The following is an 18,643-nucleotide window of genomic DNA, read 5'->3' on the forward strand; positions in this document are numbered from 1 at the left end:
GTTACGTATACCGCAAGGGCGCGTTTCGAAGAATTAACCTTTCGGTACATGATTTTCTTGTAAGATAACGCTATCTCAGCCGCCGGAACCTTCGGCGCGAGGCGACGCCAAACAAATAGCTGAACCCTCTACCCTGACCCGGAAGGAGCAAAAACCATGTGGACCAAACCTGCATACACTGACCTGCGTATCGGCTTCGAAGTGACCATGTACTTCGCCAGCCGCTAAGCATTGCCTGCGTCTCAACGCCTCGGCCAGCCGGGGCGTTGTCGTTTTTCAGGCTACGGTTCTTCGCACAGTTCGGATAGAGAGCAACCATGTACATCCAGATTCTCGGTTCCGCCGCCGGCGGCGGTTTTCCGCAGTGGAACTGCAACTGCGTCAACTGCAAGGGCTATCGCGATGGCAGCCTGCGCGCCACGGCACGTACCCAGTCGTCGATAGCCCTGTCCGACGACGGTGTTCACTGGATCCTGTGCAACGCCTCACCCGACATCCGTGCCCAGCTGCAGGCGTTCGCGCCAATGCAGCCGGCCCGTGCCCTGCGCGACACCGGCATCAACGCCATCGTCCTGCTCGACAGCCAGATCGACCACACCACCGGCCTGCTCAGTCTGCGCGAAGGCTGCCCGCATCAGGTCTGGTGCACCGACATGGTCCATCAGGACCTCACCACCGGCTTCCCGCTGTTCAACATGCTCAGCCACTGGAACGGTGGCCTGCAGTGGAACCGTATCGAGCTCGAGGGCAGCTTCGTCATTCCGGCCTGCCCTCGTCTCAAGTTCACCCCCTTCCCGCTGCGCAGCGCCGCACCGCCTTACTCCCCGCACCGCTTCGACCCACACCCGGGCGACAACCTGGGGCTGCTGGTAGAAGACACCCGCACCGGCGGCAAGCTGTTCTACGCGCCCGGCCTGGGCCAGGTCGACGACAAACTGCTGGCAATGATGCGTGACGCTGACTGCCTGCTGGTCGACGGCACGCTGTGGGAGGATGATGAAATGCAGCGCCGCGGGGTCGGTACCCGTACTGGCCGCGAAATGGGCCACCTGGCGCAGAATGGTCCCGGCGGCATGCTTGAGGTGCTGGACGGCTTCCCAAGCCAGCGCAAGGTACTTATCCACATCAACAACACCAACCCGATTCTGGACGAAGACTCCCCCGAACGCGCCGAGGTCCAGCGCCGAGGGGTAGAAGTCGCCTTCGACGGCATGAGCATCGAGTTGTAAGGAGGCCCGATGAGCGAAGCACTGCCACTGTCGCCTGCCGAATTCGAGCAGGCTCTGCGCGCCAAGGGCGCCTACTACCATATTCATCACCCCTACCACGTGGCGATGTACGAAGGGCGCGCTACCCGCGAACAGATTCAGGGCTGGGTGGCCAACCGCTTCTACTACCAGGTGAACATCCCGATGAAGGATGCCGCGATCCTGGCCAACTGCCCGGACCGGGAAGTGCGCCGTGAGTGGATCCAGCGCTTGCTCGACCACGACGGCGCCCCGGGCGAAGACGGTGGTATCGAAGCCTGGCTGCGCCTGGGTCAGGCCGTGGGGCTCGACCCGGACCAGCTGCGCTCCCAAGAGCTGGTGCTGCCAGGTGTGCGCTTCGCCGTCGACGCGTACGTGAACTTCGCCCGCCGTGCCAGCTGGCAGGAAGCGGCCAGCAGCTCGCTGACCGAACTGTTCGCCCCGCAGATCCATCAGTCGCGCCTGGACAGCTGGCCGCAACACTACCCGTGGATCGATCCTGCCGGCTACGAGTACTTCCGCACCCGCCTGGGCCAGGCCCGGCGCGATGTCGAACACGGCCTGACGATCACCTTGCAGCACTACACCACCCGGGCGGCCCAGGAGCGTATGCTGGAAATCCTGCAGTTCAAGCTGGATATCCTCTGGAGCATGCTCGATGCCATGAGCATGGCCTATGAGCTGCACCGCCCGCCGTATCACACCGTCACCCAGCAACGGGTATGGCACAAGGGGATTGCCCTATGAGTTTCGACCGCAAACAAGTGCCGAACTGGCGCCCCGGTTATCGTTTCCAGTACGAACCGGCGCAGAAAGGCCATGTGCTGCTCTACCCTGAGGGCATGATCAAGCTCAATGACAGCGCCTCCCTCATTGGCGGCCTGATCGACGGCAAACGTGACGTGAACGCGATCATCACCGAGCTCGAACAGCAATTTCCTGGTGTGCCCGAAGTCGCTGATGACATCGAGCAATTCATGGAGGTGGCCCGTGGCGAACACTGGATCACCCTCGCCTGAGGTACCGGTCGGCCTGCCGCTGTGGCTGCTGGCCGAACTGACCTATCGCTGCCCGCTGCAGTGCCCGTACTGCTCGAACCCGCTCGACTTCGCCGAACAGGGTAAGGAGCTGACGACCGCACAGTGGTTCAAGGTAATGGCCGAAGCCCGTGAAATGGGCGCTGCGCAGATCGGTTTTTCCGGTGGCGAACCGCTGGTGCGCCAGGACCTCGCCGAACTGATCGGCGAAGCGCGCCAGTTGGGTTACTACACCAACCTGATCACCTCCGGCATCGGCCTGACCGAGGCACGTATCGCCAACTTCAAGGAAGCCGGTCTGGACCACATCCAGATCAGTTTCCAGGCCAGCGACGAACAGGTGAACAACCTGCTGGCGGGGTCGAAAAAGGCCTTTGCACAAAAACTGGAGATGGCCCGTGCGGTGAAAGCCCATGGCTATCCGATGGTGCTCAACTTCGTCACCCACCGGCACAACATCGACAAGATCGACCGCATCATCGAGTTGTGCGTGGCGCTGGAGGCCGATTTCGTCGAGCTTGCCACCTGCCAGTTCTATGGCTGGGCGCACCTCAACCGCTTGGGCCTGTTGCCGACCCGTGAGCAACTTGAACGCGCTGAACGGATCACCAACGAGTACCGTGCGAAGCTCAAGGCCGAAGGCAACCCGTGCAAGCTGATCTTCGTCACGCCGGACTACTACGAGGAACGCCCCAAGGCCTGCATGAATGGCTGGGGCAGCCTGTTTCTGACCATCACGCCGGACGGCACTGCCCTGCCCTGTCATGGCGCCCGTCAGCTACCGGTGCAGTTCCCAAATGTTCGCGATCACGACCTCAAGCACATCTGGTACGACTCGTTCGGCTTCAACCGTTTCCGTGGTTATGACTGGATGCCCGAACCCTGCCGTTCGTGCGACGAGAAAGAAAAGGACTTCGGCGGCTGCCGCTGCCAGGCCTTCATGCTCACCGGCGACGCCAGCAACGCCGACCCGGTGTGCGCCAAGTCGGCCGACCACGGCATCATCCTCAAAGCCCGCGAGGAGGCAGAAACAGCCGACCTTGCCATTGAACAGATGACCTTCCGCAATGATCGAAACTCCCGTGTCATCGCCCGCGGCTGAATTCAGTGCGGCCCAGGCGGTTGCCGCCGGCACCGACTTCACGGAACTCAAAGTCACTGCCGACGGGTTGTTCTGGATCGAATTCCGCCCGGCCGATGGTGCTTGCCGCATCTGGCACTGGCTTTACCACCAGGCACGCTGCCTGACCGCGGATGGCTTCAGCGTGCGCAGCCGGGTATACGAGTATGGCGGTGGCAGCTTCTGCCTGGGTGGCGACGGGCTGGTGTTCGTCAACGAAAAGGATCAACAGGTCTACACCCAGCCACTGGACGACCTGCCACCGCGCGCGCTGACTCAGGATGCCAGCTGCCGCTACGGCGATGTGCAGTGGCACGCTGGCCAAGTGCTGGCCGTCGAGGAGCGGCATGCCGAGCAGGTAGAGCATCGCCTGGTCGCGCTGGATGAATGCAGCCGCGAGGTGCTGGCCGAAGGCGCCGATTTCTATGCCTCACCCACAGTGAGTGCCGATGGCCAACGCCTGGCATGGGTCGAATGGGACCGCCCGGCACAGCCTTGGACCGTCACCCGGCTGATGTGTCGCACCCGGGATGCCAGCGGCCACTGGGGCCCGGTGCAGCGTGTAGCCGCTGCTGACGAATCGCTGCAACAGCCGCGCTTCGATGCCGAAGGCCGCCTGTACTGCCTGTCCGACCGCAACGGCTTCTGGCAGCCCTGGGGTGAGGTCGAGGGCCACTGGCAGGCGTTGCCTGCCGCGCTTGCGGACCACGCCGCCGCGCCTTGGCAGCTTGGCACCTGTACCTGGCTGGCGCTGGGGCCGCAAAGCTACCTGGCCAGCTGGTTCAAAGACGGCTTCGGGCAATTGGGGATGCGGGCTGAAGATGGCCACATGGCGCGTTATGCCAGTGCCTACACGCGCTTTCGCAGCCTGGCCATGGACAGCGAGCACCTGTATGCCATCGCCGCCTCGCCCATCAGCTCGCCGGCTGTGATTGCCATTGACCGCCGCCACCACGAGGTGCGCGTACTGGCCGGTGGTGCCGAAATCCTGCCGGCAGAACAGGTCAGCCTGCCGCAGTCCTTCCACTATGGCAGTGACGAGGAACAGGCCCATGGCTTCTTCTACCCGCCATCGCAGTCGCAGGGCGCCGCACCGCTGGTGGTGTTCATACATGGCGGGCCGACCTCAGCCTGCTATCCCGTGCTGGACCCACGCATCCAGTACTGGACCCAACGCGGCTTTGCCGTGGCCGACCTGAACTACCGGGGCAGCACCGGCTATGGCCGGGAATACCGCCAGGCACTGCACCTGCGTTGGGGTGAGAGCGATGTGGCCGATGCTTGCGCGGCGGTCGAATACCTGGCCGCTCAGGGTTTGGTCGACAAGCACAAGGCGTTCATCCGCGGCGGCAGCGCGGGGGGCTACACCACGCTGTGCGCCTTGGCGTTCCATGACGTGTTCCGCGCCGGCGCCAGCCTCTATGGGGTCAGCGACCCGCTAGCCCTGGGCCGTGCCACGCACAAGTTCGAAGGGGATTACCTGGACTGGCTGATCGGCGACCCGCAGCAGGATGCCGAGAGCTATCGCCAACGCACCCCACTGCTGCATGCCGAGCAGATCAACGTGCCGGTGATTTTCTTTCAGGGTGAACTGGATGCTGTGGTGGTGCCGGAGCAGACCCGAGAAATGCTCGCAGCGCTCAAGGCCAAGGGTATTCAGGCAGAGGGGCATTTCTATGCCCTCGAACGGCACGGCTTCCGGCAGGCGGATAACCTGGCGCATGCGCTGGAACAGGAGTGGCTGTTCTTTAGCAACGTGATCAACCATCAACAGGATAAAAGTTGAGAGCACATTGCACTCGGCAACACCTCAATTACCTGGCAATTTTGTCAGTAGACGTGTTTTGGTTCTGGTCCTAACTTCGCAGTAATCGCGCCGTCCTTGACCTGTATGAATGCGCTTTCAGGGCGGCGGTTACTGTAAATGGACACCGGGCCGCCATGATGGAAAACGACGAACACGAAGCACCTATCAAAGATCAAAAATATGGCCGACCGCACTTTGCCATGCGGGCATGGGCGCTATTACGGCAATGGTTATCGCCGGACAAAAACCAGGGTGCACTCCTTGAAAAGAACCAGCCGGAGGTTAAAGAGGAGAGCTGCCCACGCAGTGCCCCTGATAACTTTCTGATGTGGGTCGGGTCAACCACACCCCTCGATCGCACCCAGGAAGATGAGCAGAAAGCGCCCAATGACCTCTTCAGAATGGTAGAGACAGGTGGTTCCGAGACGGGTGCCAGCCTCAAGGTAGTACACGATACGGAGCGAGGTAAAGTCTGGCTGTTTGACAAACCGGCCCACTCGACAAACTATCGGTGCGAGTCCAACTCCATCAAAGTCAATGTGGCACCCTACGAAGTTTATGAAGGCTGGAAGGATAACCAGATTTACGACTTCTGTTGGAGCAGCAAGTTTCCGGAAGTCGACAACGCCCCCTATGGCGACTATGTGATCTTTCAGTGGAAGTCCGAGGGCAGCAACGTATACCCTTTTTTCATGAAGGTGCAGGCCGGCCGTTTTGAAATGACGCACTACAACACCCGGCTTGATGGTGAAAAACACAAGGTGGTGTGGTGGACGCACATTGAAGCGGACACGTGGTACGACATCCGCATTCGGGTTCTGCTCTCCAGTGACCAAGATATCGGTACGGTTCAGCTATTTCTGGATAATGCCCCCCAGAAATTCACGGCCGACCGAGAAGGGAAACCCAGGCAACCCGGTGAAGAGGATCCTTACACCCTCGTATGCCAGACATTCTCCCCTGCCCGGCATTACTTGAAATGGGGCGCGTACAACACCGGGTTCCCACTGAACGCGCTGAAACACTACGTCGACAAACTCATGGTAAAACGCATTGCATAGCGAGCTTAGAAACTGATGACTGTTGCGGGGGTTGGGAGACAGGCATGTCTTCAACCCCCGGCGCCTCAGCGCTTGGCGATGATGTACACCGCGTGCACGATCCCTGGAATGTATCCCAGCAGGGTCAGCAGAATATTCAACCAGAACGCCCCGCCAAAACCCACCTGCAGAAACACGCCCAGAGGTGGCAAAAGAATAGCAATGATGATGCGAATAAGGTCCATGCGAGTTTCTCCTGAAGGGTTACATCAAAGACTAGCCGCCCGCCACAGAGGTTCCACCGGCAAAAAAAAACGCCCCGGGCCGAATGAAACAGGCCAGGGGCGATGCGCAGGAACGCCAGACGGTTCGTAAAATTCTCGGTCTTGCTATACAGCTACGCCGGTACCTCGCGACGGGCCTGCTGCTGCGCGTGCAGGCGGGCGAACGCCCGGGCCAGGCGCAACAGCATTTCATCGATGTTGCCTTTGCTCACGGTAAGCGCTGGCGAAAAACGCACCACATCCGCTTGCGGCGCATTCAGCAGCAGGCCTTCGTGCAGGGCCGCTGCCACCAGTTCGCGGGCCAGGTGTTCTTTCAGTTGCAGGGCCCACAGCAGGCCTTGCCCGCGTACTTCACCCAAGCCATAGCGCCCGGCCAGGCGGCTCAGGCCTTCGCGCAGGTGGCGGCCGTTATCCTGCACCTGGGCGAGAAAGCCAGGCTCCAGCACAGCGTCCAAAACAGCCAGGCCGGCGGCGCACATCAGGGCATTGCCGTGGTGGCTGCCTTCCAGTTCGCCAGGCGCAGCGCAGCATGCTGTGCCCCGGGCAAGCAAGGCAGCCAATGGCACACCGCCGCCCAGCCCCTTGCCTAGGGTGATGATGTCCGCGCGCACCCCATAAAGCTCCTCGGCCAGCAGCGCACCACAACGACCCATACCGGTCTGCACCTCATCGAGGATCAGCAGGATGCCCAGCTCACGGCACAGTGTTTCCACGCCCTTGAGGTACTCCTGCGTGGCAGGGATGACACCCGCCTCGCCCTGGACAGGCTCGAGCATGATTGCCACGGTGCGCGAATCCACTGCGGCGTGCAGGGCAGCAAGGTCATTGAATGGCACTTTGCTGAAGCCCGGCAGGCCGGGCTCGCAGCGGTTGCACGGCAGCGGATCGGACGCCGACAGGGCCCCCAGGCTACGGCCATGGCAGCCCTGACTGGCAGTGATGATGTGATAAGCGCCGTTGCGGTGCAGTTGGCCCCACTTGCGCGCCAACTTGATCGCCCCCTCGCAGGCCTCGGCGCCGCTGTTGAGCAGATAGCCCTGATCGCTACCGGTGCTCTGGCACAAGCGGTTGACCAGCGCCAGCAAACCACGGCTATGGAAACCCGCCCCCGGGTTGATCAACGCCTGGGCCTGGTTGCCCAGCGCCTTGGCCACCACGCCAGGGCTGTGGCCCAGGCTGTTCACCCCGCCGCCCTGGGTAAAATCCAAGTAGGCATGCCCTTCGTGGTCCCACAACCAGGAGCCTTGGCCGCGCACGAACACTTGAGGCGCCCGCTCGGTGCCGGGCATCAGGCGCTCACGCGACAACGCCGATGCGTCTGGCACGATGACCGGCGCGCGCTTTGGCTCGACAGCCGTGGCGGGGACCGATCGGCGCAGGTTGAACAGGTTCATGGGGGGCTCCAGCCAGTCACCGCAGGGGGCAGCGTCCGGTCTCGGCGCCGGCGCTTGATAATTTTGCCTTTCCTATCAAAAGTGTTTTTCGAACGGGGTAACAATGCGCGAATTGATCGCTGTAAGCCGCTGAAATACAGCGATAGACTAGGCTCAGGCGGCGCTAGCGGCCATTTCGTTTTTTCAGCTTTTTCGATAAGTAATACTTATGGATTTTCGCCAACTGCGTTATTTCGTCGCGGTGTATGAAGAAGGCCATGTCGGCCGCGCCGCTGAACGGCTGTCACTGTCTCAGCCGGCCCTCTCCCAGCAGATCCGCCAGCTTGAGCACAGCCTTGACCTGAGCCTTTTCGAGCGCAGCAACAAGCGCCTGCTGCCGACCCTGGCGGCTCACACCCTTTACAACCACGCCCTACCCCTGCTCGACGGGCTGCAGCGCGCCCACGAAGCGATGCGTAACTTCAAGGGCCAATCCTTGCGCACGCTGGCCATCGGCGTGCTACAGACAGTGCGCCCGAGCCTGGTTCCGCAGTTGCTAGAGCGCTTGCGCAAGGCCCAGCCGCATCTTGTGGTACAGATCTACGAGCTGTCCGGGCTGGAAATCGAACGACGCCTGCTCAACGGCAACCTTGATATCGGTATCAGCTACCTGCCGCCACGCCAGCCAGGGCTGCACGGCTTGCTGCTGTACGAAGATGAACTGCAATTGGTCATCCCTGATACCCACCCGTTGAAGGACTTCAAGAAGGTCTCTATCCGGCAAGCGGCTGAACTGCCGATGCTGATGCTTGGCGAGGAGTTCCAGGTCCGCCAGATCTGGAAGCAACAACTGGCCAGCCTAGGGCGCAGGCCGCAGGTTCAGGCAGAGATGAACAACATGGGCGGCATTCTCGACAGCCTGGCCCATACCGCACTGGCCACTATCCTGCCTGGCCGCGCCAAGGATGCTGCCGAAGATGACCAAGGGCTGCTGTGGAAACCCTTGAGCGAACCGCGGGTGCCGTTGAAGGTTGGCCTGGTATTTCGTGATGCGCAGCGCCAGCAAGCATCGGTTGAGTTGCTGCGTACGCTGCTGGAGGAGGAGGCCGACGCACGGCAATTGGGGGCTTCAGCGCTGGATGTACTTGGCTGAAATACACGCGCGCAAAGAAAACCCCGCCGAAGCGGGGTTTTCCCAGACTTTTTCCCTGTGACATCCTTATCGCCCTACCGTCCTGGCAGGAAATCCTTCGTTTGTCCCTGTTCTGTCCTTTGCGCTTCCTGCGCAACGTCCATGGGAAAAGATTAGCCGTGGATCCAATCTGACACCAGTGGCGAAAAGTCACCGCGTTATGTAGGAAAATGCTTACAAGCAACGTCCATCAATAAACGCGGTGCCTACATGCCACTGCTCAGAACTGTTCGGCATCCAGCAAGTACAACGACTCGCTCCCCGCCTTGACCGAAGCCACCAACGAATCCACCCGCGGCAGAAGCCTGGCGAAGTAGAACCGCGCTGTGCCCAGCTTGGCCGAGTAGAACGCCTCATCGCCCTCGCCCGCCTTGGCCGCACGCGCCATCAACGCCCACATGTAGGCATAGGCGACATAGCCAAAGGCATGCAGGTACTCGACCGATGCGGCACCGATTTCATTCGGGTTGCCTTTGGCCCGCTCCAGTACCCACTCGGTCAGCCCGTCGAGTTGGTCGAGGTAGGCACCCAGCGGCTTGGCGAACTCATCCTGGTCAGCCCCCGCACTGGCGATGAACTGGCGAATTTCCTCAGAGAACAGCTTGTAGTAAGCACCACCACTGGCCACCACCTTGCGGCCCATCAGGTCCAGGGCCTGAATGCCGTTGGTGCCTTCGTAGATCTGGGTAATGCGTACATCGCGAACCAGCTGCTCCTGGCCCCACTCACGAATGTAGCCATGCCCACCGAACACCTGCTGGCCATGCACCGCGCACTCCAGGCCCAGATCGGTGAGGAACGCCTTGGCGACCGGGGTCAACAGTGCCACCAGCTCTTCACTGCGTTTGCGCGTACCCGGCTCTTCGCTGTACTTGGCGCTGTCCAACTGCATTGCCACGTACGTCGAGAAGGCGCGGCCACCTTCGATCAGCGCTTTCATGGTCAGCAGCATGCGGCGCACGTCCGGGTGGACGATAATCGGGTCGGCCGCCTTGTCCTTGGCCTGCGGACCGGTAGGGGCGCGGCTCTGCAAACGGTCGCGGGCATACTCGACGGCATTCTGGTAGGAACGTTCCGCCGTGGCCAAGCCCTGAATGCCCACGCCCAGGCGCTCGTAGTTCATCATGGTGAACATCGCCGCCAGGCCCTTGTTCGGCTCACCGACGATGTAACCTACGGCTTCATCGAAGTTCATCACGCACGTGGCCGAGGCCTGGATACCCATCTTGTGCTCGATCGAGCCACAGGTAGCCGGGTTGCGCGCCCCGAGGCTGCCGTCATCGTTGACCAGGAACTTGGGCACCAGGAACAGCGAGATACCTTTAGGCCCCGCCGGTGCGTCCGGCAGCTTGGCCAGCACGAGGTGGATGATGTTTTCGGTCAGGTCGTGTTCGCCGCCGGTGATGAAGATCTTCGTGCCGCTGACCTTGTAGCTGCCATCGGCCTGGGGCTCGGCCTTGGTACGGATGATGCCGAGGTCGGTACCGGCATGGGGCTCGGTGAGGCACATGGAGCCTGCCCACACGCCGGAATACATGTTCGGCAGGTACTTTTCCTTGAGCGCTTCGCTGGCGTGGGCGTTGATCGACAGGCAGGCCCCAGCGGTCAGCATGGGGTACAGGCCAAACGCCAGGCTCGAAGCGTTGACCATTTCCTCAACCTGGGCGGAAATCGCCTTGGGCATGCCCATGCCACCGTACTGGGGATCGCCGCCCACACCTACCCAGCCGCCCTCGGCGTAAGTGTTGTAGGCCTCGATGAAGCCAGCTGGGGTACTTACCGCACCGTTTTCCCAGTGACAGCCTTCTTCGTCAGCCGCGCGGCTGAGCGGCGCGATGGACTTGCTGGTGACCTTGCCTGCTTCTTCCAGAACGGCGAGTGCGGTTTGCGCATCGACCGTTTCGGCCAGCTCAGGCAGTTGCGCCCACAGCTCTGCCACGTTGAAGACTTCATTCAGAACGAAGCGCATGTCGCGCAGCGGCGCTTTATATTCAGCCATGACAACCTCTCGCGGGTAGGGTCGGGGCGGTCTCGAAGGACCGCAGCACGGGATTGAATCCAGTGTAACCGAACAACTTTTGCGAGACATAGGGTCATCACGCGACCATATAGTCAATTACAGTCACGCAGTACGAACGGCCCCGCGTCGTGATTGTTGGCCATAAACCATGACACAGTTGCGGCCGGCACCTTTGGCGCTGTAAAGCGCCTGGTCGGCGGACTTCAGTACCTCTTCGGGGTTGCGATGCTCCATCAGGCGTTCAGCGACGCCGATACTGATGGTCACCGATACCGTGCCTGCACCACTGCCGCTGCGGCGTTGTCGCCCGGCGGAATCGTCCTGCGGCCGGTTGTTCTGGTCACGAAGCTGCATCGTGTAGTTGGCGATCATTTCCCGCACAGCTTCCACATGCGGCACGCACTCCTCGGCGGTCTTGCCGGCGAACACCAGGGCAAACTCCTCGCCGCCGTAGCGGTAGGCGCGCCCGCCACCGGTGACCTTCGACAGCCGGCTCGCGACCAGGCGCAATACCTGGTCACCGACATCGTGGCCGTGGGTGTCGTTGAATTTCTTGAAGTGATCGACGTCGGTCATGGCAATCACGTAATTGCGCCCCAGGCGCTGCATGCGTTCGTTCAATGCACGCCGCCCGGGCAGGCCGGTCAGCTCGTCACGGAAGGCCATCTGGTAGGCCTCGTGAGAAACCGCCGCAGCGATCATCAACATCACCTGGCTGCACATGATGTTCAGGGTGAACGGCAGGATGAACGTCTTGGGCAGCATCCAGAAGATACCGATCAGCCCGATGATCTGAGCTGCATGCAGGGGCCTTGGCTCACGCAGGTACTGCACCACCAGCAGGATGAAAACACCCATGAACAACGGGTAGACCATCTGAATCAGGCTCATCCACTGCCCATGCAGTGACGGCCAGCGTATTTCCGCCAACCAAGCCAGCAAAGCCTGGGGAAAGCTTTGCTCCAGCGCCACGGCCACGCTACCCACAGCGAACAGCACCGCGAACCGGGCAAGCAGGTCCTGGGCCAAGTGGGTACGCTCCTGCCAGGCGCCAAACAGCCCGAACAATGCAGGCAGAAGCAGGCAGACCAGATGGAAGATCACCGCTGCGTCCTCGCGCACACGGCCGTTGTCACGGTAGTAGTCGGTCTGGGTATCGAGCAGGAAATAGGCGATGTAGACCGTGACCATCAAGAACAGCTCGCGCTGGCGACGGTAAACCGCACAGTAAGCGCCGCCCAGCAGCAGCACCAAGGTAGGCAGGACGTTGAACAGTGATGTGAAGAAGACGCTGAGGTCTCTTACGTAAGCCGCCGCAAGCCCTGCCAGCAAGAGGATAAGTGAAGGCAGGAAGTGGCTTGCGCGTACAGCGTTTAAACGAAACAAGGGTAATCTCCGACCCGGCAGATCAATAATGGCATTGTGCCCTTACTTCATCGGCAGCGCACATGAATAGATGAATGCACGGGGGTTAACGGCAGCAGGGGCGGAGGGCTTGAGCTTTTCTTGTAACCGGATCTTGGGGCGCGCAGCGGCCCCCGGAAATAAAAAAACCCGCCTGCCGGTCAGGCAAGCGGGTTTTTGTGAAGCCTTGCGGCTTAGTAGGACAGGCCGAAGTGCTCTTCGTCCATCGCCATCAGGTTGTTGGCACCGGACAGCATGGTCGCCACATGGGTGCGAGTACGCGGCAGGATACGCTGGAAGTAGAAGCGCGCCGTCTGCAGCTTGGCGGTGTAGAAGGCCTTTTCCGAAGTGCCGGCAGCCAGCTTCTCGGCAGCCAGGCGTGCCATGTCGGCCCAGAAGTACGCCAGGCACGCATAACCGGAGTACATCAGGTAATCAACCGAGGCAGCGCCTACTTCTTCGCGGTCCTTCATGGCAGCCATGCCCACTTTCATGGTCAGCTCACCCCATTCCTTGTTGATCGCAGCCAGCGGCTCGACGAACTCCTTGACCGCCTCATTGCCTTCCTGCGCCTGGCAGAACTTGTGCACGATCTTGGTGAAGCCTTTGAGTGCTTCGCCCTGGGTCATCAGCACTTTGCGGCCCAGCAGGTCGAGGGCCTGGATGCCGGTGGTGCCTTCGTACAGCATGGAAATACGGCTGTCGCGCACATTCTGCTCCATGCCCCACTCGGCGATGAAGCCGTGGCCGCCGTAGATCTGCACGCCGTGGTTGGCCGCCTCGAAGCCGACTTCGGTCATGAACGCCTTGGCGATCGGGGTCAGGAACGCCAGCAGGGCGTCGGCCTTCTTGCGCTCTTCCTCGTCCTGGCTGTATTTGACGATGTCCACCTGCTTGGCGGTGAAGTAGACCATGGCGCGGTTGCCTTCGGCGAAGGCCTTCATGGTCAGCAGCATGCGGCGAACGTCCGGGTGCACGATGATCGGGTCAGCAGCCTTGTCAGGCGCTTTGGGGCCGGTCAGCGAACGCATCTGCAGACGGTCACGGGCGTACTTCAGGCCACCCTGGAAGGCCACCTCGGCATGGGCCAGGCCTTGCAGCGCGGTGCCCAGGCGGGCAGTGTTCATGAACGTGAACATGCAGTTCAGGCCCTTGTTGGCTGGGCCGATCAAGTAGCCGGTGGCGCTGTCGAAGTTCATCACGCAGGTAGCGTTGCCGTGGATGCCCATCTTGTGCTCGATCGAGCCGCAGCTCACGCCGTTGCGCTCCCCTACCCCGCCCTGCGCGTCGGGCAGGAACTTCGGCACGATGAACAGCGAGATACCTTTGGTGCCGGCCGGGGCATCCGGCAGGCGGGCCAGCACGATGTGGACGATGTTGTCGGCCATGTCGTGTTCGCCGGCAGAAATGAAGATCTTGGTGCCGGAAATGCGGTACGAGCCATCAGCTTGCGGCTCGGCCTTGGTGCGCAGCATGCCCAGGTCGGTGCCGCAGTGCGGTTCGGTCAAGCACATGGTGCCCGTCCATTCGCCCGATACCAGTTTGGTCAGGTAGGTTTCCTGCTGCTCTTCAGTACCGTGGGCAGAAATGGTGTTCATCGCACCATGGGACAGGCCTGGGTACATGCCCCACGACCAGTTCGACTCGCCCACCATCTCGCTCAACGCCAGGCCCAGCGACTCAGGCAGGCCCTGACCGCCATGGGCGACGTCATGGGCCAGGCTCGGCCAGCCGCCTTCGACGAACTGCTCGTAGGCTTGCTTGAAACCAGTCGGGGTCTTCACGCCGGACTCGCTCCAGGTGCAGCCTTCCAGGTCACCGACGCGGTTCAGCGGGGCCAGTACCTGCTCACAGAATTTCGCGCCTTCTTCGAGGATCGCGTCGACCATGTCGGGCGTTGCGTCCTGGCAACCCGGCAGGCTCTGATAGTGCGCCTCATAGCCAAGCAGCTCGTCGCGCACGAAGCGAATATCACGCAAGGGGGCTTTGTAATCAGGCATTGCGATGAACCTCTGTGATGAGTCCGGTGGGGAGACCGCTGATACCGACCAGCTCTTGCCGGCTTTCGGTCAAACAGTTGTTTGAAACTTACGTTTAGGACTGACCGATGTCAAGGAGGGACTATGGTGCCATTTACGCCGCGAAAGATGGCGTTTATGCCACCGCCTTGAAAGACACCCATGACAAAGGCAGCGGGCCTGGCCGCGAAGGCGTCGGCTCAGGCAAAAAATGCAGCCTGATCAAACGCATCCGCGGGCAGGCCCGCTTGCACAAAGCCCCGTGCAGGTTTCTGAATGTTTCGCCCTCAGGCGTAGGTATCGATGAACCGACCGAGCATTTCGTCGGAAGCCTTGGCGACTTTCGCGCCCAGTTCCACCTCGGTCTTGCCCAGGGCCAGCTGCACTGTGCTGGTGGCAAGGTCCATCTGCTGGCTGCGGTCGACCGCACGCAGGCGCTCGGCCTGAAAATCGCTGGACTGGCTGGTGGCGGCGCGTTCGACAGAGTTGCTGGCGATCTGGCTGGCCGCCTGATCGACGCGGTTCTGCCCGCTCTGGATGGCGCTGAGGCCCGCGTAATACGCGGAGCTACCGGTGATTTCCATGTCAAAACTCCAATGACGCTGGATGTGAACAGGCCTGATTAAAACAGGCCTTGGCCATAAAGGCCCGTTTAAATCGCTAATGGCCCCGTGCTATCTGATAGACGTGAGGCATGGTGCTTCAGTCCAGCAAGTCCAGTTGCAGATGCTCCGCGACCGCATCGGCAGCCGCTTGCTTGAGCTTGGGCACCCGCCCCAGGCAAGGCGCTGGCAAGCGCTCGGCCAGGCTGGCGAGGTTTTCCTCCAGGCGCGATGTGCGTGGTTCGATGATATTGGCGACCCAGCCGGCCAGTTGCAGCCCGTCCCTGGCGATCGCCTCGGCGCTGAGCAAGGCGTGGTTGATGCAGCCAAGACGCACCCCGACCACCAGAATCACCGGCAACTTGAGGGCAATCGCCAGGTCGGACAGGTTGGCATGACCAGACAACGGCACGCGCCAGCCACCCGCACCTTCGACCAGGGTGAAATCCGCGCCCTGATCCAGCACGTGGCGCATGGCCTTGAGCAGGGCCGACACCTCCAGCGTCACACCCGCTTCACGCGCCGCCACGTGCGGCGCGATGGCAGGTTCAAAAGCAAAAGGGTTGATGGCCTCATAAGGCAGTTTCAGCGTGCTCTCGTCGATCAATGCCTGAGCGTCAGCGTTGCGCAGCCCCTTCGCGGTAGCTGTGCAGCCGGACGCTACCGGCTTTGCACCCAGCGTGCTCAAGCCCTGCAGCCGAGCGGCATGCAACAGCCCGGCGGCGATGGTGGTCTTGCCGACGTCGGTATCGGTACCCGCAATGAAATAGGCCTGGCTCATTTCGCTCCTCTCACGCCGTTGGCTTGCGCAACACACCATAGACCACTTGATAGGTGGCGGGCAGCCCTTGCGGCTGGCGGAATGCTTCGTAGGCCTGCAGCAGCCCCTGCATGCGGGCACGGCCAGTCAAGCCCGACGGCCGCCCGGGATTGATGTTGTGGGCGCCAAGTGCCTTGAGCTCATGGGTCAGCCCGCGCACATGCGGGTAGTGCAGCACATGCGCCTGCTGATGCAGGCCAAGCGGCTCAAAGCCACTTGCCGCACACAGTCGCTGATAGTCCTCGAACCGGCGGAAGCGGTTGACATGCACCATGCCATCCACAGCCTGCCAACTGGCGCGCAATTCATCGAGGGTGCCGACACACAGGCTGCTGAAGGCCAGCACACCGCCCGGGCGCAATACCCGCCGGGCTTCTTCCAGCACACTGGAGAACTGCGCGCACCACTGCACTGCCAGGCTGGAGAAAACCAGATCGACGCTGTGATCACGCAGCGGCAAGCGCTCGGCGTCGCCTGCCACATGGTAGCGAGCCCCGCCCTGCTCGCCTCGGGCATGGCGCAGCATGCCTTCGGCGATATCCACGGCCACGCCCGTCGCCAGCGTGAACCGCTCGGCCAGCACCCGGCTGAAATGCCCCGTGCCGCTGCCCAGGTCGAGCCAGCGCGATGGCGTCAGTGTGCTCGGCAGTTGCTCCAGCAGGGCCACGCCCACCGCGCGCTGCAAGGCCGCCACGCTGTCGTAGCTGGCTGCCGCACGGGAGAACGAGGCCGCTACCTGGCGCTTGTCCGGCAGCGCGCCGGGCAGGGTTGGACGGGAAAGGTCAGTCATCGCCACTCTCATGCAGGAAACTCTTGATACCCGCCGCCAATTCCTGCGGATACTCCAACAGGAAAGCGTGGGAACTCTCTTCAACCAGGCCGACTTCAACGTCGGGCAACAACTCGCTCAGCGCTTTGGCCGCCTCGGGGGGGACCAACGCGTCACTGCCGGCGAACAGGTGCAGTTGCGGGCCGGCGTATGCCTGCAGCGCTTCGCGGGTATCCAGCTTTGCCAGCACTTCAAGCCCGGTGCTCAGGTACAGCGGGTCCGTCTCTGGCACGCCCACGCCCAGCTGACGCAGTAATGTGCGCGGCTGCATGGCACCTTCACTGCACAGGCTCTTGAAACGTTTGAGGGTTACGCCGGTGTGGCTGCGGCAACCGTCGCGGAAGGTCTCGAAGGTGTCATGGGCCATACCATGCGGCCAATCCGCCTGTTCCACGAAGCAGGGGTTACTGGCCAGGGTCAGCAGCCCCCAACAGTGATCGCCACGCTTGCGCGCCAGCTCACTGGCAAGCATGCCGCCCAGCGACCAGCCGCCCAGCCAGGCATCACTGGGGAGTTTGCGGTCAAGGTAATCGACCCACGCCTGTACATCGGGGTCGGCCAGCTCCGGCAGGGGCGCCAGCTCAACCCGCAGGCGCGCGTCCTGCGCACGCAGGCTGGCGGCCAGCGGCTCAAGAGCCGCAGTCCCCAGGCCCCAGCCGGGTAGAAGGATCAGTCGGTTACGCATCGGCGGCCTCCAGCTGTGGATAACAATCGGCCAATGCATTCAACAATAGCTGTACCTGCGCCTCACTGTGCGCAGCGCTCAAGGTTACCCGCAGCCGTGCACTGCCAGCAGGAACAGTAGGCGGGCGGATGGCGGTGACCAGCAGGCCACGCTCGCGCAGCATCTGTGACAGGCGCAGTGCCTGTGCGCTGTCGCCGATCAGCAGCGGCTGGATCGGGGTCGGGCTATCCATCAGCTGCAGCCCGATCTGCGCCGCGCCCTCGCGGAACTGACGGATCAACCCGGCCAGGTGCTCGCGGCGCCAAGTCTCGCGGCGCACCAGCTCCAGGCTCTTGAGCGTGGCGCACGCGAGTGCCGGCGGCTGGCTGGTGGTGTAGATGTAAGGCCGTGCGAACTGCACCAGTGCCTCGATCAAATCATCGCTGCCCGCAACGAAGGCGCCCGCGGTACCGCACGCCTTGCCCAGCGTACCGATCAGCACCGGCACGTCGTCGATGCCCAGGCCGAAGTGTTCGACGATACCGCCGCCCTGGGCACCCAAGGTACCCAGGCCATGAGCGTCGTCGACCATCAACCAGGCCCCGCGCGCACGCGCCACCTCGGCCAGCGCAGGCAGGTCGGCCAGATCACCATCCATGCTGAACACACCGTCGGTGACCACCAGGGTATTGCCGCAGGCCTTGCCCAGGCGGTTGGCCAGGCTGACGGCATCGTTGTGCAGGTAACGGTTGAAGCGGGCACCACTGAGCAAGCCGCCATCGAGCAGCGAGGCATGATTGAGGCGGTCCTGCAGCACTGTATCGCCCTGCCCCACCAGCGCGGTGATGGCCCCGAGGTTGGCCATGTAGCCTGTGGAAAACAGCAAGGCTCGCGGGCGACCGGTCAATTCGGCCAGCGCCTCTTCGACCTGATGGTGAGGCGTGCTGTGGCCGACAACCAGGTGCGAGGCCCCGCCACCGACGCCCCAACGCTCGGCGCCGGCCTGCCAAGCGGCAATCACCTCAGGGTGGTTGGCCAGGCCCAGGTAGTCATTGCTGCAGAAAGCCAGCAACGGCTGGCCGTCGACCACGACGTTCGGCCCTTGCGGGCTTTGTAACAGCGGCCGCTGCCGATACAGGTCTGCAGCGCGCCGTTCGGCAAGACGCGCGGCAAGATCGAAGGCCAT

At 62.2% G+C, this 18,643-nt stretch carries 18 protein-coding genes; 8 read left to right on the forward strand and 10 right to left on the reverse strand.

Features of this window, described 5'->3' with window-relative positions; translation table 11 throughout:
• Positions 1–156 precede the first annotated feature (156 nt).
• From pqqA to ACIPZH_RS17235, 7 genes are all read left to right on the forward strand, one after another.
• Positions 157–228, forward strand: coding sequence for a pyrroloquinoline quinone precursor peptide PqqA (gene pqqA / locus ACIPZH_RS17205; RefSeq protein WP_008365141.1), 72 nt, complete (start codon positions 157–159; stop codon positions 226–228).
• An 89-nt stretch (positions 229–317) separates the two neighbouring features.
• Positions 318–1,229 (forward strand): pyrroloquinoline quinone biosynthesis protein PqqB, encoded by a 912-nt coding sequence (gene pqqB / locus ACIPZH_RS17210; protein ID WP_241805688.1) that lies wholly within the window; start codon positions 318–320, stop codon positions 1,227–1,229.
• A gap of 9 nt (positions 1,230–1,238) precedes the next feature.
• Positions 1,239–1,994: a pyrroloquinoline-quinone synthase PqqC gene (gene pqqC, locus ACIPZH_RS17215; RefSeq protein ID WP_012316583.1), complete on the forward strand. Its 756-nt coding sequence runs from the start codon at positions 1,239–1,241 to the stop codon at positions 1,992–1,994.
• A complete protein-coding gene (gene pqqD / locus ACIPZH_RS17220) occupies positions 1,991–2,266 on the forward strand; it encodes a pyrroloquinoline quinone biosynthesis peptide chaperone PqqD (RefSeq protein WP_012316584.1) in 276 nt (91 codons plus the stop codon). Before pqqC ends, pqqD begins: the two co-directional genes overlap by 4 nt.
• On the forward strand, positions 2,238–3,386 hold the full coding sequence (gene pqqE, locus ACIPZH_RS17225) for a pyrroloquinoline quinone biosynthesis protein PqqE (RefSeq protein WP_400636998.1): 1,149 nt from the start codon (positions 2,238–2,240) through the stop codon (positions 3,384–3,386). Before pqqD ends, pqqE begins: the two co-directional genes overlap by 29 nt.
• Positions 3,352–5,190: a prolyl oligopeptidase family serine peptidase gene (locus ACIPZH_RS17230; protein ID WP_400637000.1), complete on the forward strand. Its 1,839-nt coding sequence runs from the start codon at positions 3,352–3,354 to the stop codon at positions 5,188–5,190. The genes pqqE and ACIPZH_RS17230 overlap by 35 nt, the downstream gene beginning before the upstream one ends.
• 155 nt (positions 5,191–5,345) lie before the next feature.
• Positions 5,346–6,272 (forward strand): heparin lyase I family protein, encoded by a 927-nt coding sequence (locus tag ACIPZH_RS17235; RefSeq protein WP_400637002.1) that lies wholly within the window; start codon positions 5,346–5,348, stop codon positions 6,270–6,272.
• Positions 6,273–6,337: 65 nt separating this feature from the next.
• On the opposite strand, the gene ACIPZH_RS17240 is transcribed toward ACIPZH_RS17235, so the two are convergent.
• Positions 6,338–6,496: a YqaE/Pmp3 family membrane protein gene (locus ACIPZH_RS17240; RefSeq protein ID WP_041022294.1), complete on the reverse strand. Its 159-nt coding sequence runs from the start codon at positions 6,494–6,496 to the stop codon at positions 6,338–6,340.
• A 152-nt stretch (positions 6,497–6,648) separates the two neighbouring features.
• Complete coding sequence (locus ACIPZH_RS17245; RefSeq protein WP_400637004.1) at positions 6,649–7,929, reverse strand: aspartate aminotransferase family protein; 1,281 nt, start codon at positions 7,927–7,929, stop codon at positions 6,649–6,651.
• Between the two features lie 208 nt (positions 7,930–8,137).
• Here ACIPZH_RS17245 and ACIPZH_RS17250 point away from each other — a divergent pair, with 208 nt between their 5' ends.
• Complete coding sequence (locus ACIPZH_RS17250) at positions 8,138–9,061, forward strand: LysR family transcriptional regulator (protein WP_241805683.1); 924 nt, start codon at positions 8,138–8,140, stop codon at positions 9,059–9,061.
• A 259-nt stretch (positions 9,062–9,320) separates the two neighbouring features.
• Here the strand turns inward: ACIPZH_RS17250 and ACIPZH_RS17255 are convergent, their stop codons facing one another.
• The 8 genes from ACIPZH_RS17255 to bioF all read right to left on the reverse strand — a co-directional run bounded on the left by ACIPZH_RS17255 (position 9,321) and on the right by bioF (position 18,643).
• Positions 9,321–11,099, reverse strand: coding sequence for an acyl-CoA dehydrogenase C-terminal domain-containing protein (locus ACIPZH_RS17255; protein WP_349976511.1), 1,779 nt, complete (start codon positions 11,097–11,099; stop codon positions 9,321–9,323).
• Between the two features lie 123 nt (positions 11,100–11,222).
• Complete coding sequence (locus ACIPZH_RS17260) at positions 11,223–12,506, reverse strand: GGDEF domain-containing protein (RefSeq protein ID WP_267819259.1); 1,284 nt, start codon at positions 12,504–12,506, stop codon at positions 11,223–11,225.
• A gap of 212 nt (positions 12,507–12,718) precedes the next feature.
• Positions 12,719–14,524 (reverse strand): phenylacyl-CoA dehydrogenase, encoded by a 1,806-nt coding sequence (locus ACIPZH_RS17265; RefSeq protein WP_400637006.1) that lies wholly within the window; start codon positions 14,522–14,524, stop codon positions 12,719–12,721.
• 305 nt (positions 14,525–14,829) lie between these two features.
• A complete protein-coding gene (locus tag ACIPZH_RS17270) occupies positions 14,830–15,126 on the reverse strand; it encodes a pyrroloquinoline quinone biosynthesis protein PqqE (protein ID WP_400637008.1) in 297 nt (98 codons plus the stop codon).
• 118 nt (positions 15,127–15,244) lie between these two features.
• Positions 15,245–15,925, reverse strand: coding sequence for a dethiobiotin synthase (gene bioD, locus ACIPZH_RS17275; protein WP_400637010.1), 681 nt, complete (start codon positions 15,923–15,925; stop codon positions 15,245–15,247).
• A 10-nt stretch (positions 15,926–15,935) separates the two neighbouring features.
• Complete coding sequence (bioC, locus tag ACIPZH_RS17280) at positions 15,936–16,754, reverse strand: malonyl-ACP O-methyltransferase BioC (protein WP_400637012.1); 819 nt, start codon at positions 16,752–16,754, stop codon at positions 15,936–15,938.
• The gene (locus tag ACIPZH_RS17285) at positions 16,747–17,478 is read right to left on the reverse strand and encodes an alpha/beta fold hydrolase (protein WP_400637014.1); all 732 of its coding nucleotides are present in this window, start codon (positions 17,476–17,478) and stop codon (positions 16,747–16,749) included. Before ACIPZH_RS17285 ends, bioC begins: the two co-directional genes overlap by 8 nt.
• Entirely contained in the window at positions 17,471–18,643 is a 1,173-nt protein-coding gene (bioF, locus tag ACIPZH_RS17290; RefSeq protein ID WP_400628731.1) for an 8-amino-7-oxononanoate synthase, read from the reverse strand. Before bioF ends, ACIPZH_RS17285 begins: the two co-directional genes overlap by 8 nt.

Origin of the sequence: Pseudomonas sp. NPDC089758, from assembly GCF_044748705.1 — a bacterium.
In the GTDB taxonomy this organism is placed as follows: Bacteria; Pseudomonadota; Gammaproteobacteria; order Pseudomonadales; family Pseudomonadaceae; genus Aquipseudomonas; species Aquipseudomonas putida_X.

Excerpts from the sequence above, each read along its gene's own strand:
- ACIPZH_RS17270 (WP_400637008.1), bottom strand. The coding sequence starts at position 15,126 with ATGGAAATCACCGGTAGCTCCGCGTATTACGCGGGCCTCAGCGCCATC.
- ACIPZH_RS17250 (WP_241805683.1), top strand. The coding sequence starts at position 8,138 with ATGGATTTTCGCCAACTGCGTTATTTCGTCGCGGTGTATGAAGAAGGC.
- bioC (WP_400637012.1), bottom strand. The coding sequence starts at position 16,754 with ATGACTGACCTTTCCCGTCCAACCCTGCCCGGCGCGCTGCCGGACAAG.
- ACIPZH_RS17240 (WP_041022294.1), bottom strand. The coding sequence starts at position 6,496 with ATGGACCTTATTCGCATCATCATTGCTATTCTTTTGCCACCTCTGGGC.
- ACIPZH_RS17285 (WP_400637014.1), bottom strand. The coding sequence starts at position 17,478 with ATGCGTAACCGACTGATCCTTCTACCCGGCTGGGGCCTGGGGACTGCG.
- ACIPZH_RS17245 (WP_400637004.1), bottom strand. The coding sequence starts at position 7,929 with ATGAACCTGTTCAACCTGCGCCGATCGGTCCCCGCCACGGCTGTCGAG.
- bioF (WP_400628731.1), bottom strand. The coding sequence starts at position 18,643 with ATGGCCTTCGATCTTGCCGCGCGTCTTGCCGAACGGCGCGCTGCAGAC.
- pqqD (WP_012316584.1), top strand. The coding sequence starts at position 1,991 with ATGAGTTTCGACCGCAAACAAGTGCCGAACTGGCGCCCCGGTTATCGT.
- ACIPZH_RS17265 (WP_400637006.1), bottom strand. The coding sequence starts at position 14,524 with ATGCCTGATTACAAAGCCCCCTTGCGTGATATTCGCTTCGTGCGCGAC.
- bioD (WP_400637010.1), bottom strand. The coding sequence starts at position 15,925 with ATGAGCCAGGCCTATTTCATTGCGGGTACCGATACCGACGTCGGCAAG.
- ACIPZH_RS17235 (WP_400637002.1), top strand. The coding sequence starts at position 5,346 with ATGATGGAAAACGACGAACACGAAGCACCTATCAAAGATCAAAAATAT.
- ACIPZH_RS17255 (WP_349976511.1), bottom strand. The coding sequence starts at position 11,099 with ATGGCTGAATATAAAGCGCCGCTGCGCGACATGCGCTTCGTTCTGAAT.
- pqqB (WP_241805688.1), top strand. The coding sequence starts at position 318 with ATGTACATCCAGATTCTCGGTTCCGCCGCCGGCGGCGGTTTTCCGCAG.
- ACIPZH_RS17230 (WP_400637000.1), top strand. The coding sequence starts at position 3,352 with ATGATCGAAACTCCCGTGTCATCGCCCGCGGCTGAATTCAGTGCGGCC.
- pqqC (WP_012316583.1), top strand. The coding sequence starts at position 1,239 with ATGAGCGAAGCACTGCCACTGTCGCCTGCCGAATTCGAGCAGGCTCTG.